Source organism: Acinetobacter sp. TR3 (assembly GCF_027105055.1).
Taxonomy (GTDB): Bacteria; Pseudomonadota; Gammaproteobacteria; order Pseudomonadales; family Moraxellaceae; genus Acinetobacter.
In genome coordinates this window covers 2,651,865-2,666,417 of sequence record NZ_CP114264.1, presented here as the reverse complement: position 1 = coordinate 2,666,417, position 14,553 = coordinate 2,651,865, and the positions used below count along the sequence as shown (strand labels likewise).

Annotated in this window: 13 protein-coding genes; 8 read left to right on the top strand and 5 right to left on the bottom strand. The window is 40.6% G+C overall.

Annotation, left to right across the window (positions count from 1 at the left end):
• Positions 1-13: 13 nt before the first annotated feature.
• The gene (locus O1449_RS12690; protein ID WP_269238494.1) at positions 14-631 is read right to left on the bottom strand and encodes a DUF6915 family protein; all 618 of its coding nucleotides are present in this window, start codon (positions 629-631) and stop codon (positions 14-16) included.
• 106 nt (positions 632-737) lie between these two features.
• A complete protein-coding gene (locus O1449_RS12685; RefSeq protein ID WP_269238493.1) occupies positions 738-1,337 on the bottom strand; it encodes a TetR/AcrR family transcriptional regulator in 600 nt (199 codons plus the stop codon).
• Between the two features lie 194 nt (positions 1,338-1,531).
• Between O1449_RS12685 and O1449_RS12680 the strand changes: the two genes are divergently transcribed.
• The 8 genes from O1449_RS12680 (at position 1,532) to O1449_RS12645 (ending at position 11,385) form a co-directional block, all read left to right on the top strand.
• Positions 1,532-3,331, top strand: coding sequence for an acyclic terpene utilization AtuA family protein (locus O1449_RS12680; RefSeq protein WP_269238492.1), 1,800 nt, complete (start codon positions 1,532-1,534; stop codon positions 3,329-3,331).
• 16 nt (positions 3,332-3,347) lie between these two features.
• Complete coding sequence (locus O1449_RS12675; protein ID WP_269238491.1) at positions 3,348-3,722, top strand: hypothetical protein; 375 nt, start codon at positions 3,348-3,350, stop codon at positions 3,720-3,722.
• Positions 3,723-3,773: 51 nt separating this feature from the next.
• Positions 3,774-4,694, top strand: a complete 921-nt coding sequence (locus tag O1449_RS12670; RefSeq protein WP_269238490.1) for an SDR family oxidoreductase — start codon at positions 3,774-3,776, stop codon at positions 4,692-4,694.
• A 3-nt stretch (positions 4,695-4,697) separates the two neighbouring features.
• Positions 4,698-6,311, top strand: a complete 1,614-nt coding sequence (locus O1449_RS12665) for an acyl-CoA carboxylase subunit beta (protein ID WP_087544660.1) — start codon at positions 4,698-4,700, stop codon at positions 6,309-6,311.
• Positions 6,312-6,419: 108 nt separating this feature from the next.
• On the top strand, positions 6,420-7,577 hold the full coding sequence (locus O1449_RS12660; protein WP_241282861.1) for an acyl-CoA dehydrogenase family protein: 1,158 nt from the start codon (positions 6,420-6,422) through the stop codon (positions 7,575-7,577).
• Between the two features lie 15 nt (positions 7,578-7,592).
• Positions 7,593-8,423: an enoyl-CoA hydratase/isomerase family protein gene (locus tag O1449_RS12655; RefSeq protein WP_269238489.1), complete on the top strand. Its 831-nt coding sequence runs from the start codon at positions 7,593-7,595 to the stop codon at positions 8,421-8,423.
• An 11-nt stretch (positions 8,424-8,434) separates the two neighbouring features.
• A complete protein-coding gene (locus O1449_RS12650; RefSeq protein WP_269238488.1) occupies positions 8,435-9,442 on the top strand; it encodes a DUF3883 domain-containing protein in 1,008 nt (335 codons plus the stop codon).
• Positions 9,439-11,385 carry an acetyl/propionyl/methylcrotonyl-CoA carboxylase subunit alpha gene (locus O1449_RS12645; RefSeq protein ID WP_269238487.1) on the top strand — a complete coding sequence of 649 codons (1,947 nt, stop codon included), beginning with the start codon at positions 9,439-9,441 and terminating at the stop codon, positions 11,383-11,385. Before O1449_RS12650 ends, O1449_RS12645 begins: the two co-directional genes overlap by 4 nt.
• A gap of 32 nt (positions 11,386-11,417) precedes the next feature.
• Here O1449_RS12645 and O1449_RS12640 read toward each other — a convergent pair whose 3' ends face one another.
• The 3 genes from O1449_RS12640 to O1449_RS12630 all read right to left on the bottom strand — a co-directional run bounded on the left by O1449_RS12640 (position 11,418) and on the right by O1449_RS12630 (position 14,291).
• Positions 11,418-11,885, bottom strand: coding sequence for a hypothetical protein (locus tag O1449_RS12640; protein ID WP_269238486.1), 468 nt, complete (start codon positions 11,883-11,885; stop codon positions 11,418-11,420).
• A gap of 115 nt (positions 11,886-12,000) precedes the next feature.
• Positions 12,001-12,930: a lipase secretion chaperone gene (locus O1449_RS12635; RefSeq protein WP_269238485.1), complete on the bottom strand. Its 930-nt coding sequence runs from the start codon at positions 12,928-12,930 to the stop codon at positions 12,001-12,003.
• A 14-nt stretch (positions 12,931-12,944) separates the two neighbouring features.
• Positions 12,945-14,291: a sphingomyelin phosphodiesterase gene (locus O1449_RS12630; RefSeq protein ID WP_269228796.1), complete on the bottom strand. Its 1,347-nt coding sequence runs from the start codon at positions 14,289-14,291 to the stop codon at positions 12,945-12,947.
• Positions 14,292-14,553 lie beyond the last annotated feature (262 nt).

The following is a 14,553-nucleotide window of genomic DNA, read 5'->3' as shown; positions in this document are numbered from 1 at the left end:
ATTTCCCCTTTAATTAAGCAATTTTAGTTTTTAATTCTTGCAGTTTGGCTGCACTTGGCGGGACGACTATCCCATTGTCCATCCAGAGTTCAAAACGCATTGGATTGAAAAAGAAGTCTGGACTAATATCAAAATCAATAAATTTAGCTTCGCTTTTTCCCATCATGGGAAGAATGGTATTGATAAACCAACTATTGTGAGTGATCAGTAAAGATTTTAGTTGTCCTGTCACTGATAATGGAGAGAGTAGTGTTGCTGATAGCTTTGGGTCATCAATCACATCTGAATGGAATTTTTCGAGGCGTTTAGCCAGTCCATCAGTCGGAATATCCTGCATTGCAGCAACGAAGTCTCCTATCGTTGGAATAAAGCGGTGATGGAAATCCACTAACAGATGATCCTTTTCACAAAGGTCTTTAACTTCAATGCTATTGCCAGCACTATTTTCAAAGTGATGTCCAAAGATTGGAATAATCACTTCCTGAACCCCCCAAAAGGTATGCAGGATACGATGGCGGTTATCGGTACAAAGCATTTTGGTGCTGTCAATCAAAGCATGAATATCAATATAATCTTCAAGCTCGCCCCCACGACGTTTTACTGAAATATTGGCATGTTGGACTGGATTCATGGCATTATTATTCTGCTGTTATATTGCTTGCAGATTAACAAAGAATTTTTACAATAGAAATACCATGATTGGGTGGAACGTTAAGTTATGTCGTCTCATATCTTACTTATTTTAAAGCCATTTCCCAAACCATTTCAGTCAGCTCATCCACTTTGACTTTACCTTCAGGTCTGTACCAAGTCACCGACCAAGAAATAGAACCACCAATCAATCGACGCCAAATAAATGCATCATGTTTAACTTTGCCTTGATCACGTAATTTTTCAATCACATTCAGCCAAACTTGCTCATATTCATTACGCATCTTTAGAAGATAGTCTTGTTTCTCTTTGGAGAGGGCAAACCATTCATGAACGAGTACGGCCATTGCTGCACCTGTATCCCCAGTAATCGAAATCAGTTCAGCTTTGATTAAATCACGTAATTGTTGTTCTGGCTCATTTGAACGTTCAGCCGCTTCTTTAAGCCGTGCAAAGTTATAAATAATGGTTTGTTCCATGACAGTCGCTAAAATTTCATCTTTACTTTTGAAATGATGGAAAAGACTACCTGACTGGATACCAATAAATTCACCCAATTGGCGAACCGTGGTTTTGTCATAACCTTGTTTATAAAATAGATAAGCAGCGCCAAGCAATAAACGCCCACGTGGGCTATCGTCAAAACAAACAATTTTAGGTATTTGCTCAATTGAAGTTGCGATCATGCCAGTCCGTCTATCCTATTAAATCTAGTGAGCATTGTAACAAAATTCATTTCATGAATTGTCTTATCTTTTTATAACAAGCATTTGCTTGAATTTGTCTGTTTTTGTCAATACAGCATATCATTATGTACTTTACAAACCAAGCACTTGCTTGGTAATGTTATGCCAATTTAGAAATAACAATGAGAAAGCGCATGACAAGCATCAAGCAGGATGATCAGAAGGTAATCAAAATTGGGTGTGCATCAGGCTTTTGGGGGGATACCAACACAGCCGCTTTTCAGTTGGTACATTTAAGTGATATTGATTATTTAGTCTTTGATTATTTGTCAGAAATTACTATGTCGATCATGGCAAAGGCAATGATGACTGATCCAAATCATGGTTATGCATTGGATTTTGTTAGCCGAGTGATGGCACCACTGATTAATAAAATTGCTGAGAAAAAAATCAAAGTCATTAGTAATGCTGGCGGTGTTAATCCTTTAGCGTGTCGTGATGCCTTACAAAAAATAATTGATGAAAAAGGCTTGGATTTAAAAGTTGCTGTGGTACTTGGGGATGATGTATTACCCAAACATGCTGAGTTACTGAAACAAAATGTTCAGGAAATGTTTAATGGCGAAGCTTTACCACATCATGTAGCCAGCAGTAATGCCTATTTAGGGGCGATTGCGATCCGTGATGCCTTGGATTTAGGTGCGGATATTGTGATTACAGGTCGGGTGGTCGATTCGGCTGTGGTACTTGCACCATTACTGCATGAATATCAATGGTCACTGGATGATTATGACAAGTTGGCACAGGGTTCATTGGCAGGGCATGTGATTGAATGTGGTGCTCAATGTACAGGTGGTAATTTTACCGATTGGCGTTTAGTACAAGGCTTTGACAATATGGGCTTTCCAATTGTAGAAGTCAGTGCCGATGCTTCCTTTATTGTGACTAAACCACAAGGCACAGGTGGCTTGGTTTCAACAGCAACAGTCGCAGAACAAATTGTTTATGAGATTGGTAATCCTCAAGCTTATTTACTTCCTGATGTGACGGCTGATTTTAGCCAAGTTCATTTAGAGCAAATCGGTGAGGATCGAGTAAAAGTTACAGGTGCAACTGGTCGTGCACCAACGCAGCAATATAAAGTCAGTGCTACCTATGCGGATGGTTATCGTGTTTTAGTGAGCTTCTTAATTGCAGGTCGTGAAGCACCTGAAAAAGCGCAAACCATTGCCGATGCGATTCTAAATAAATGCGAACGTGTATTGGCTTTACGTTCAGTTCCGCCATTTAGTGAAAAATCGGTGGAGATTCTGGGTATCGAAAGCACCTATGGTTCGCATGCCAGAGTCAAAGATAGCCGTGAAGTGGTGGTCAAGATTGCTGTGAAACACATGTTTAAAGAAGCCTGTATGTTTTTTGCTTCGGAAATTGCACAGGCATCTACAGGTATGGCACCTGCATTAGCGGGGATTGTTGGTGGTCGTCCTAAAGCTTCGGCAGTGGTGAAGCTTTTCTCTTTCTTAATTGATAAAGATCAAATCAAGGTTGAGGTGGATTTTGCAGGGCAACGTCATGCTGTTGAGATTCCAACTGGCTTAACCGTACAGAGTTTTGTTCCGCACCTAATTGGTGAAGTCGCAATTTATCAAGGTGATGAAATTGAAGTGCCTTTGATTGAAGTCGCACATGCACGCAGTGGCGATAAGGGCAATCACAGCAATATTGGTGTTATTGCCCGTAAAGCAGAATATTTGCCTTGGATTCGAGCGGCATTAACTGAGGAAAATGTTGCTGATTATATGCAGCATGTACTTGATTCAGAGAAATCAAAAGTGATTCGTTATGAACTGCCAGCCATGCATGCACTGAACTTTATGCTTGAAAATGCATTAGGTGGTGGTGGGATTGCCAGTCTACGGATTGATCCACAAGGTAAGGCATTTGCACAGCAATTATTGGATATGCCAGTGAAAGTGCCAGCGAAGTTACTTTAATTTTTGAGAATTTTTTATGGGGTATGACATTCATATTACTCGCAAGCCATTTTACTTTGACGAAACGGGTGAGGAAATATCTTTAGATGAATGGAAAGAGTTCCTTCATCAGGACTCAGAAATGAGACTAGATAATTTTGCCGAAGTTCAAGTGAATAATGGGCAGATATTGCATCTAGAAAGTGAAGGCTTAGCAGTTTGGATTGCATATAGCAAACATGGCCTAAATACGAACATGGCTTGGTTTAGTTGGAGTAATGGCTGTATTCATGTCAAGAATCCAGATCATGAAATACTAAAGAAAATGTGGCGCATCGCTCAACGATTGTCTGCTGACGTTCAAGGGGATGAGGGTGAATTCTACGATGTAAATGGCAACGTCGTTGAATAGATTTGTGGAATTTGATTCATAAAAGAAAATTAATTTAAGGAAATATGAGGCATGGCTTACCAATCAATTTTCAGGGCAGATGCATTTGCTGACAAAGTAATTATCGTGACAGGCGGAGGTTCGGGTATTGGCCGTTGTACTGCACACGAATTGGCTTCTTTAGGCGCTCAGGTGGTGATCACTGGCCGCAAAATTGAAAAGTTAGAAAAAGTTAGCCAAGAAATTTTAGAAGATGGTGGCAAAGTCCATTTCATCGTCTGTGATAACCGTGATGAAGAACAAGTCAAAAACATGATTGCTGAAGTGATTGAAAAGTTCAGCAAACTGGATGGTTTAGTGAATAACGCAGGGGGGCAATTTCCATCTGCACTTGAAAGTATTTCTGCCAATGGCTTTGATGCCGTAGTACGTAATAACCTGCATTCAACTTTTTACCTGATGCGTGAAGCCTATAATCAATGGATGGCAAAACACGGCGGTAGTATTGTCAATATGGCTGCCGATATGTGGGGCGGTATGCCAGGAATGGGGCATTCTGGTGCAGCACGTTCAGGTGTGGATAACCTGACTAAAACCGCTTCAGTCGAGTGGGGGCGTTCAGGCGTTCGGGTCAATTGTGTCGCACCGGGTTGGATTATTTCTTCTGGTATGGATAACTACAGTGGTGACTTTGCCAAATTTATTATTCCAAGTTTGGCAGGTAATGTGCCCTTAAAACGGATGGGGACAGAGTCGGAAATTTCTTCAGCGATTTGTTATTTACTCTCTGATGCTGCTGCATTTGTTTCTGGAGTGACATTAAGAGTTGATGGCGCTGCTTCTCAAGGAACACGAATGTATCCGCTAGCAGATGCAACGAATAGCCAGTCTTTTAATGGCTTCCATCGTGCATTTATTCCTGATGTACTTAAAGATCAGATTGAAAAAGCAGAGCAACAATCTGCCCAAGCGCAAGATGCAAATAAGGATTAAATCATGACTATTCTTCAATCTGAAATTGCAGTCGGTAGTGAACAATATCAACAAAATAGAGATGCTTTATTAAGCCAAATTGCAGAGGTGCGTGCCGTACAGCAAAAAGGCATTGATAAGTCTTATGCAGCAAAACCGAAGTTTGATAAGAAAGGCAAAATTCTTCCACACGAACGTGTGCGGTTACTACTCGATGCTGATTCACCTTTTGTGGAGTTATGTGGTCTCGTTGGCTACAACATGCATGATGATAAAGATGGTTCTGAAGCGGGTGGAGGTATTATCGCTGGAATTGGTTTTGTCAGTGGTGTTCGTGCTTTGGTCACTGCCAGTAATAGTGCAATCAAAGGCGGCACCATGTCACCGATGGGGGTACAGAAAACCTTACGATTACAAAAGATTGCGCTTGAGCAAAAGTTACCGATTGTGACCTTGACCGAAAGTGGTGGTGCAAATCTAAATTATGCAGCCGAAGTGTTTACTTATGGCGGTATGACTTTTGCCAATCAGGCACGAATGTCTGCGGCAGGGATTCCGCAGATATCGGTGGTGCATGGTAATGCCACCGCAGGTGGGGCATATCAACCAGGTTTATCTGACTATGTGATTGCCGTCCGTAAGCAAACAGAAATGTTATTGGCTGGTCCACCATTATTGTTAGCAGCAACAGGTGAAGTGGCAACCGCTGAGGAACTCGGTGGTGCAGAAATGCATACTCAGGTTTCTGGTGTAGCTGAATATTTAGCTGAAAATGATGCTGATGGCATTCGTATTGCTCGTGAAATTTTTGAGCATTTGAACTGGAAAGAACAAACCAAAAGTCTCGATCAGGATTATAAAGAACCTCGTTACTCAGCCGAGGAATTGTTAGGTATTATTCCGCAAGATCCGAAGCAACCTTTGGATATGAAAGAAATCGTGGCGCGGATTATTGATGATTCAGATTTTTTAGAATTTAAACAAGAATATGATGCGCTTACTGTTTGCGGTTGGGCAAAAATGGGTGGGGTACATATTGGAATTATCACCAATAATGGACCAATCACACCACAAGGTGCAGTGAAAGCCGCACAGTTTATTCATCTTTGTGAACAAACCCAACGACCACTTTTATTCTTGCATAACACCACGGGTTTTATGGTCGGAACGGATGCTGAACAAAACGGCATTATTAAACATGGTTCTAAGCTGATCCAAGCAGTTGCCAACGCGACTGTACCTAAAATCTCGATTATTGTTGCTGGTTCTTATGGAGCAGGTAACTACGCCATGTGTGGCCGTAGTTTGTCGCCTAACTTTATTTTTGCATGGCCAAATTCACATGTGGCGGTGATGGGTTCAGCACAGGCAGGAAAAGTGTTACGTATCGTAGCTGAGGGTAAACAGAAAGCTTCAGGTATGGAACCGAATCCACAGATGTTGGATTTTCTAGAACAAAGTACTTCGATGAAATTGGAACAGCAATCGACCGCTTTATTTAATACAGCGATGTTGCATGACGATGGCATCATTGACCCACGAGACACGCGTAAAGTATTGATCTTCTTGTTACAGACCATTTATGAAGCACAGCAACGTGAGTTAAATCCAACTCGTTTTGGTGTGTCTAGATTTTAATTTTTAGCACCCTCATCCTAGCCTTCTCCCTGAGGGAGAAGGGATTCCTTCACCCCTTTGGGGAGAGGGTTAGGGAGAGGGGGAAAACAATTTTTAAGGAAAAAAATAATGAAATTTACCGCAGAGCATGAAGCCTTACGCCGTACCGCACGTCAGTTTGTAGAAAACGAACTCAATCCATTTATTCCTGAGTGGGAAGCCGCGGGACGTTTTCCGATCCATGAAGTGTTTAAGAAAATGGCAGATTTAGGTTTGCTAGGTATTTGTAAGCCCGAAGAAAATGGCGGCTTGGGTTTAGATTATTCGTATAACCTTGTGGTAGCAGAAGAATTAGGACGTGCAGCATGTGGTGGTGTGCCTCTAGCGATTGGTGTGCAAACCGATATGGCAACACCTGCACTTGCTCGTTTTGGTAGTAAAGAACTGAGGGAAGAGTTTTTGAATCCAGCGATTCGTGGTGAATATGTGGCATCAATTGCAGTTTCAGAAGTGCATGCAGGTTCAGATGTTGCAGCGGTTAAAACCACCGCAAAAAAAGATGGTGATGATTATGTGATTAATGGCAGCAAAATGTGGATTACTAATTCACTGCAAGCGGACTTCTTCTGCTTACTTGCCAATACTTCTGACGACAAACCGCATGTTAATAAATCAATGATTATTGTTCCTGCGAAGACTGCAGGTATTAGTTTCTCAGAACCACTGAATAAGCTAGGAATGCGTTCAACCACAACGGCTCAAGTTTATTTCGATAACGTTCGTGTACCACAGCGCAATCTGGTGGGTGCTGAGGGTATGGGCTTCATGATGCAGATGATGCAGTTTCAGGAAGAACGTATGTGGGCATGTGCAAATGCTGTTGGTGGTTTGGAAAATGTGATTCAACAAACCATTGATTATACGAAAGAACGGACGACATTTGGTCAGCCACTCATCAATAATCAATATGTGCATTTCCGTTTTGCTGAATTGATGACTGAAGTTGAAGCGCTAAAAGCACTCACTTATCAAGCCTGTGAACAACATATTGCTGGTGAAAATGTAACGATGATGGCTTCGATGGCAAAGCTCAAAGCAGGGCGCTTAACTCGAGAAGTCGCAGATAGCTGCCTACAATATTGGGGTGGAAATGGCTTTATGTGGGAGAACCCTGCATCACAGTTGTATCGTGATGGACGTTTAGGTTCGATTGGCGGTGGTGCAGATGAAATTATGCTTGGGATCATCTGTAAGCTCATGGATATTCTGCCGAAGAAACAGAAATAAGATAGGAGAAGAAAAATGACACTTTCAACTTCTCTTATTGATTTACAAATAGATGAAAGTATCCAACTTGAACAACAAGGCAGTATCTTAACCCTGTGGCTGAATCGACCTGAAAGCCGTAATGCTATGAGTCTGAACATGGTTAATGCCATTCAACAAGTCTTTGCTCATATTGCTGATGATGTGTCTATTCGTGCGGTAATTTTGCGTGGTAAAGGTGGTCATTTCTGTGCTGGTGGTGATATCAAAGATATGGCTGCTTTGCGTGTTGAAGCGGCGAATGTGGGAAGTTTACAGCCCTATGTTGATTTTAACCGTCGTTTTGGTGCCATGATTGAACAAGTTGATCAAACTCCGCAAACGGTTGTTGCAATTTTAGAAGGTGCAGTGCTCGGCGGTGGTTTTGGCTTAGCTTGTGTCTCTGATATAGCGATTAGTCGTGACAATGCTCAGTTTGGTTTACCTGAAACAGGTCTTGGGGTATTACCTGCTCAAATTGCACCGTTCGTGGTGAAACGGATTGGACTGACTCAAGCCCGTCGTTTGGCGCTGTTAGGTTCACGTTTTAATGGTGAGGCTGCACAGAAGTTAGGTGTGATACACGAAGTTGTACGTGATGACGCTGAGCTTGAGCAATTGCTTACGGATACTATTCAACAGATCAAACGTGCTGCGCCGTTGGCATCTCGAAATACCAAAGCATTACTACATCGAACTTTAAATGAGCCTCTAGATTCTTTACTTGACGATGCTGCACAGCTGTTTGCTCAAGCGGTTGGCGGCGTAGAAGGTCAAGAAGGCACGATGGCATTTATTCAAAAACGTTTACCAACTTGGACGGAATAAAGGAACTAAGAATGGCTATTTTATTTTGTAACATTGGATGGATGGAAAAATATCAAGGTAATAGTACATCTGACCAAATTCAGGGAGGTGGTTCTTTTGTTGAGATAGAAGGTAGTGGCGGAGAAGTCTGTAATTTTAGTCCTGATAAAGATATGTTGTATGGTTTTGTCCAAACAAGAGGTCAAATTAATATTGATAATCTTGGTGCAAGTAAAACAGATGAATTTATAAATGGTGTAACTGTTGTGTGGACTGCAACAAATCCAAAAACTAAAGGGACTTATATTATTGGTTGGTATAAGAATGCAACAGTATTTAGACATTATCAAAAATTTGAAATCACTCCAAAAGTACAACGAAAAAATGGTATTGATTGTTATCGAATTAAAGCCTTACAAGTAGATGTAAGGTTATTATCTACTGATGAACGTATCTATCCTATTCCTAGAGCAGGACAAAGTGGTTTTGGTATGGGACAAGAACCTATTTGGTATGGTAAGGGGGAGAAAAATACAGCACTTATTAGAGGGGTTTATCAATTTATAGAGAGTAAAGATGGTGTTATTAAAGCTAAGAATACATTTAATCGTAGTTATGACCAAGAGAAAAAGGTTCAAGTTGAGAAAGCGGCGATTGAGACAAGTTGTCAGTATTTTGAGAGTCTTGGATATGAAGTTATAAGCGTTGAGAAGGATAACTCAGGTTGGGATATTGAAGCTATTGCGGGGAAGTTAAAATTAAGAATAGAAGTTAAAGGACTTTCAGGTACACATTTTACAATCGGGCTGACACCTAATGAATATTCAGCATTTTTACAACAAGACTTAGATTACCGTCTTGCAGTTGTAATGAATGCACTTGTAGAACCTAAATTATGGATTTGCCGATTTAGTACAGAACAAAATGATTGGGTTGCCGAAGCTGTTGGTAGTGATGAATATCAGACGTTAAATATTAACCAAAAAGTTAGTGCCATCATCGAATTAGAGACCAAAATTAGCAAGGAAAAAACTCAATGAAATTTTCAAAAGTTTTAGTCGCAAATCGTGGTGAAATCGCCGTGCGTGTGATGCAAACGGCCAAAGCGATGGGTTATCAGACGGTAGCGGTATATTCAGATGCAGATGCCAATGCACGCCATGTTCAAGTTGCTGATGAGGCGGTTTACATTGGCGCATCTAAAGTTTCACAATCTTATTTGTCGATCACCAATATTATTGAAGCCTGCAAAAAGACAGGCGCAGATGCGGTCCATCCTGGTTATGGTTTCTTGTCTGAAAATACCGATTTTGCCCAAGCTTGTAGCGACAACGGTATCACCTTCATTGGGCCAAACGCCGCTGCAATTCATTTAATGGGCAGCAAGCGCTTATCCAAAATTGCCATGATTGAGGCAGGTGTACCGTGTGTACCTGGTTATGAGGGTGATCAACAAGATATTGAATACTTGGCTGAGCAAGCAGAAAAAATTGGTTTTCCTTTGATGGTCAAAGCTTCAGCAGGTGGTGGTGGGCGTGGTATGCGTTTGGTGGACCAGTCTGTTGATTTGTTGGAAGCTTTAAAAACCGCACGCTCAGAGGCTGAAAATGCCTTCGGTTCAGGTGAGCTGATCATTGAAAAAGCGGTAATTGCTCCTCGTCATGTGGAAATCCAAGTCTTTGGTGATACGCATGGTAACTATGTTTATCTATTTGAACGAGATTGTTCAATTCAACGCCGTCATCAAAAAGTGGTGGAAGAAGCACCTTGTCCAGTGATGACACCTGAATTACGCCAAAAAATGGGAGAAGCAGCCGTTGCAGCGGCAAAATCCTGTGATTATATCGGCGCAGGTACAGTTGAATTTTTACTGGATCAGTCTGGTGAGTTTTATTTCCTTGAAATGAATACTCGTTTACAAGTTGAGCATCCTGTGACAGAAATGATTACTGGACTAGATTTGGTCGAGTGGCAACTCCGTGTCGCCAATGGTGAAACTTTACCTTTGCAGCAGCATGAACTTAGTTTAAATGGACATGCGATCGAAGTACGGTTATACGCAGAAGATCCACGTCAGGATTTCTTACCACAAACGGGAAAAGTATTACGTTGGCAGCCTGCGGCGTTGCCGAATGTCCGTATTGATCATGGTATGTTAGAGGCGGGCGAAATTAGCCCATTCTACGATCCAATGGTGGCGAAGGTGATTGCCTATGGTAAAACCCGTGAAGATGCCATTCGTCTATTGGCGCGTGCTGTTGATGATTGTGTATTGCTTGGTGTAAATAGCAATAAACAATTTTTGGTGAATTTATTGCGTCATCCGATTATTGTGGCGGGTGATACCAATACTGCATTTATCCAGCAGCATTTTCAGGATGACGTCAGCCTACATCAACAAGTTCCAACTCTTGAAAGTCTAGCGATTGCAGCAACACTATTTGCGCAATACAAGGCTTCAAAAACGGCATGGCAAACAGGTATTGCAACGCCACTACCATTAAAATTGAAATGTGCAGATCAACAACTGTCACTACAAGTCGAAATGGATCAACAGCAAGTCACCGTGCGATTATGTGATCAACACTGTACGATTCAGGTTGTAGAAATAACTGATACTCAGATCATTTATAACGTTGATGGTGTGCGTCGAAAGTTGAGTTATGTACTTGATAAAAATCAACTCTATTTAGATACAGCGAATGGTAATTTAGTGATTGAAAATATCACCTATGCCGCACCTGAAGTTGCTGAAGTGGTAGGGGATGGTAAAATCCGTGCGCCGATGGATGGGGCGATTGTGAATCTATTGGTTAATGCTGGAGACACAGTTGTTAAGGGACAAACCTTATTGATCTTGGAGGCGATGAAAATCCAGCAACAGATTAAATCTGATGTAGATGGTGTCGTTGATGAGCTGATTGGTCAAGTCGGTCAACAAGTGAAAAAACGACAATTACTGTTAAATGTCGCGATTGCATAAAAATGTGTAAATTAAAAAGCTAGGATCTACGCCTAGCTTTTTAATAGCTTTTCAACCGCGACGAGTGAGTGTGAGGAATTTCCCTTTAATTCTTGGGTTGCAAATTCAGCTAATGCTTGTTCATGTACCCATAAGTATCGAAGAAATTCTTGAGTCGTTGCGTCAGCATGTTGATGCATTCGCTCAAACGTTTCCATAAAAGGTTTTGTACCTTGTTTGAGTAAATGCATCGCAACTTTCCACGGAAGCTTTGCCATCACAATACCTGATGCTTTCGCTTGCAACTTAATGTGTGGTCGAATTAAGGCAGTGTGACCCTGTTGCGCTAAGAAATCTTCTAACCGTTGAAGTGTTTGAGTTTCCAGTTGTGCCAATGTTTTCCATTTTTGCTGTTGTTCCATGGAACGAGCATGTTGAGCAGCATTCAGAAAAATTAATTCTCCTAATATTTCTGATTCCAATGCAATATTTAAGTCATGTTGAAATTTTGGATAGTTCATTCCTTTGATTTCCATCAATAATCTTCATTTTCATTTTTATAAATACCACAATATTTGATTAAAACGTATATTCAACCATCCGTGTTCATGATACAGATGGTTTTAAAAATGATGATTAAGAAAACATTTTGAGACGTAAATCTTGCAAACGGGTTTCATATTGTTTTTGCCATTCTGCATCTGAAAGCTGCAATTTTAATGGCTGCATTTCTTGTTGGAGCTGTTGCACGGCTTGCTGATATTGATTGACCTGCTGCTGCTGTTGAACTTCACGTTGATCACGAAGTTGAATATCTTGTCGTTCTTGTTCGGTTAAATACTGCTGCTGCAATTTTTGTTTCAAACTTACAATCTCGGCAGGATTATTTGAACTTTGATTCAGTAATTGAATCGCTTGTTCATAAAGCCCCATTTTGCTTTCCTGTTTCGTTGCATCAGGATATTGACGCCGTAATTCCTCAAAAGCTTTTAGACGCTGTTCCGCACTTAATCTTTGATTCTGAGCTAAATCATTATAGGCAAAACGATAGTCTGCATAATTACGTTCTTGCCCAAAACCAAGCATCGCTTCGGCTTGCCCTAAAGTCTGTTCTCTGAGTTTCCACAATGCTTCGAAACGTTGTTTAGGCGATAAAGAAGTCGATAAGACCGTACTCTGCATTTGTTGCTCATATTGCGGCATACGCTTAAGTAAATTTTCAACCAAATGCGCAAATTTCTGATCAGGGTAATTGGCTAAGGCTTTTGCTAAAGCTGCATTACAATCAGTCACTGTACAATTCGCCTTAAAATTATTAAGGAATTCTGTGATATTGCCAGGCTGCTGCTGTAATACTTTCAGTTGCTTTAATAAAGCGTCTTGCAGCAATTCATCCTTATTTTTATTTGAGATATTTGCATCGTTCATCTGTATAGATGAATTTTCAGATGATGAGGTGGATTTGGTTTGCTGAATTGCAGCGGAAGAGGCGGTGCTCTTCCAAACTACAATTCCGACCAAGACCACTAAAACAATAATAATTGTCAGCAATAGTCTTTTGTTCATACAGTGTTCCGTTGTTATGGACTGTAATTAAATTGTCCCATCACAGGGAAATGGTCTGAGAGATCCCAAGTCATATACAAAGGATCTGCTGTGGTACGTAAAATACGCACATCGTTACGAGATTGTGTAGGTTGGCGATGTGTATTTGAAGCCACCACATAATCTAAATATTCAACGGCAGTGCCACCTGAACCAGCCGCACCTGCTAATTTATTGACACGTGGATCAAATGTCGATGCGGTATAACCTGTACTTGGAGCTGCTGTTGCGTTGAGATTAGTCAGCATATTTTGGTAATCTTGAGGCCATAACAGTTTATTGACATTGAAATCACCGCCCATCAACACTGCATCAAAACTTGGAATATTTTGTTGATTGACTAACTGGCGAATTTGCTTGAATTGGACTTGGCGAAGGGCACGTGCTTCATCGGTATCAAATGATGCAGTGTGTGTTGAAGTCACATGATAGGCTTTACCATTTTTAATGATTTCAGCATACAACACGCCTTTATCAGCAAAACAATCCGTTCCTGTACAATCTGGATAGATCAATTGTGCAGTTTTGACGATTGGATAACGACTGACGATGACGAGACCACTATCAAATAAGTTATAACCTGAACCAACAGGGATATGAGTTTGATATGGATATTGTTGTGCTAATTGATTCAGCATACCTGTACGAGAAGAAGCAAAAGCTTCTTGCATCATAATCACATCATAGCCATTTAAATGATTTGGTAACTCAGCCAAACGTTCACTGATCTTGCTTGCAACCATTGGCAGAGCATATACATTATAAGTCAGTACTTTTAGTTCATTGGCGTTGCTTGAAACAGGTTCTTGTACTGTATTTTGATGAATGGTGTAATGGAAATCATCATAGCCTCCAGTATATTCAGCTTTTACTGCGGCTTGTGCAGATAAACCAGCGTAAGTTGTATTGATTCGATGAATATCACGGTCTGAATACCAAGGAGATGTGGTGGTCGCCGTTTGAATACCATGCTTAATCGTACTACCTGACCAAGTTCCCGTCATTGTTTGTTTCAACGTGACTTGTGAATTACCTGTACTTACAACTGTATCGAAATTATAGGTTTTTCCTGATTTTAGACCCGTATAGCGATTGATACGAAGTACGCGTTTAGTTTCGTATGGGGCAATTTGTGTTGCTTCCTGTGCCCATTCATTTCCTTGTTGTAAAATATGTGTCCCTGTTTGATTAATTTGAACAGAAACAGTTTGTGGTGTGGTATTGGTTACAAATACATAAGAATCAGCAACTGCATCTTGCGAAGCAAGACCTCCTAAAAGTAGTGCAAACCCTGCGCCAAACTTTAAGCTTCTCAGCCCCATAATACATCTCTCCATAGTGCATAATGATAAATGAACAAAGGACAATCAATAATTATAAAACATTCATTTTCGAAAATTTAATGATTGTTATTTGTTCGAAATTTATAATAATGAAAATATATTGCCAACGCATGTAAAAAACCAACCATTTATCTGAACTTATTGATAATTGATTCATTTTAAATTATATAAATGTGATTTTTATCAAATAAGCGCTTAAAAAAATGATTTATTTTGGTGCTATTTTTTTATTTATTGAAAA

Excerpts from the sequence above, each read along its gene's own strand:
- O1449_RS12675 (WP_269238491.1), top strand. The coding sequence starts at position 3,348 with ATGGGGTATGACATTCATATTACTCGCAAGCCATTTTACTTTGACGAA.
- O1449_RS12685 (WP_269238493.1), bottom strand. The coding sequence starts at position 1,337 with ATGATCGCAACTTCAATTGAGCAAATACCTAAAATTGTTTGTTTTGAC.
- O1449_RS12680 (WP_269238492.1), top strand. The coding sequence starts at position 1,532 with ATGACAAGCATCAAGCAGGATGATCAGAAGGTAATCAAAATTGGGTGT.
- O1449_RS12630 (WP_269228796.1), bottom strand. The coding sequence starts at position 14,291 with ATGGGGCTGAGAAGCTTAAAGTTTGGCGCAGGGTTTGCACTACTTTTA.
- O1449_RS12650 (WP_269238488.1), top strand. The coding sequence starts at position 8,435 with ATGGCTATTTTATTTTGTAACATTGGATGGATGGAAAAATATCAAGGT.
- O1449_RS12660 (WP_241282861.1), top strand. The coding sequence starts at position 6,420 with ATGAAATTTACCGCAGAGCATGAAGCCTTACGCCGTACCGCACGTCAG.
- O1449_RS12640 (WP_269238486.1), bottom strand. The coding sequence starts at position 11,885 with ATGAACTATCCAAAATTTCAACATGACTTAAATATTGCATTGGAATCA.
- O1449_RS12655 (WP_269238489.1), top strand. The coding sequence starts at position 7,593 with ATGACACTTTCAACTTCTCTTATTGATTTACAAATAGATGAAAGTATC.
- O1449_RS12670 (WP_269238490.1), top strand. The coding sequence starts at position 3,774 with ATGGCTTACCAATCAATTTTCAGGGCAGATGCATTTGCTGACAAAGTA.
- O1449_RS12690 (WP_269238494.1), bottom strand. The coding sequence starts at position 631 with ATGAATCCAGTCCAACATGCCAATATTTCAGTAAAACGTCGTGGGGGC.
- O1449_RS12635 (WP_269238485.1), bottom strand. The coding sequence starts at position 12,930 with ATGAACAAAAGACTATTGCTGACAATTATTATTGTTTTAGTGGTCTTG.
- O1449_RS12665 (WP_087544660.1), top strand. The coding sequence starts at position 4,698 with ATGACTATTCTTCAATCTGAAATTGCAGTCGGTAGTGAACAATATCAA.
- O1449_RS12645 (WP_269238487.1), top strand. The coding sequence starts at position 9,439 with ATGAAATTTTCAAAAGTTTTAGTCGCAAATCGTGGTGAAATCGCCGTG.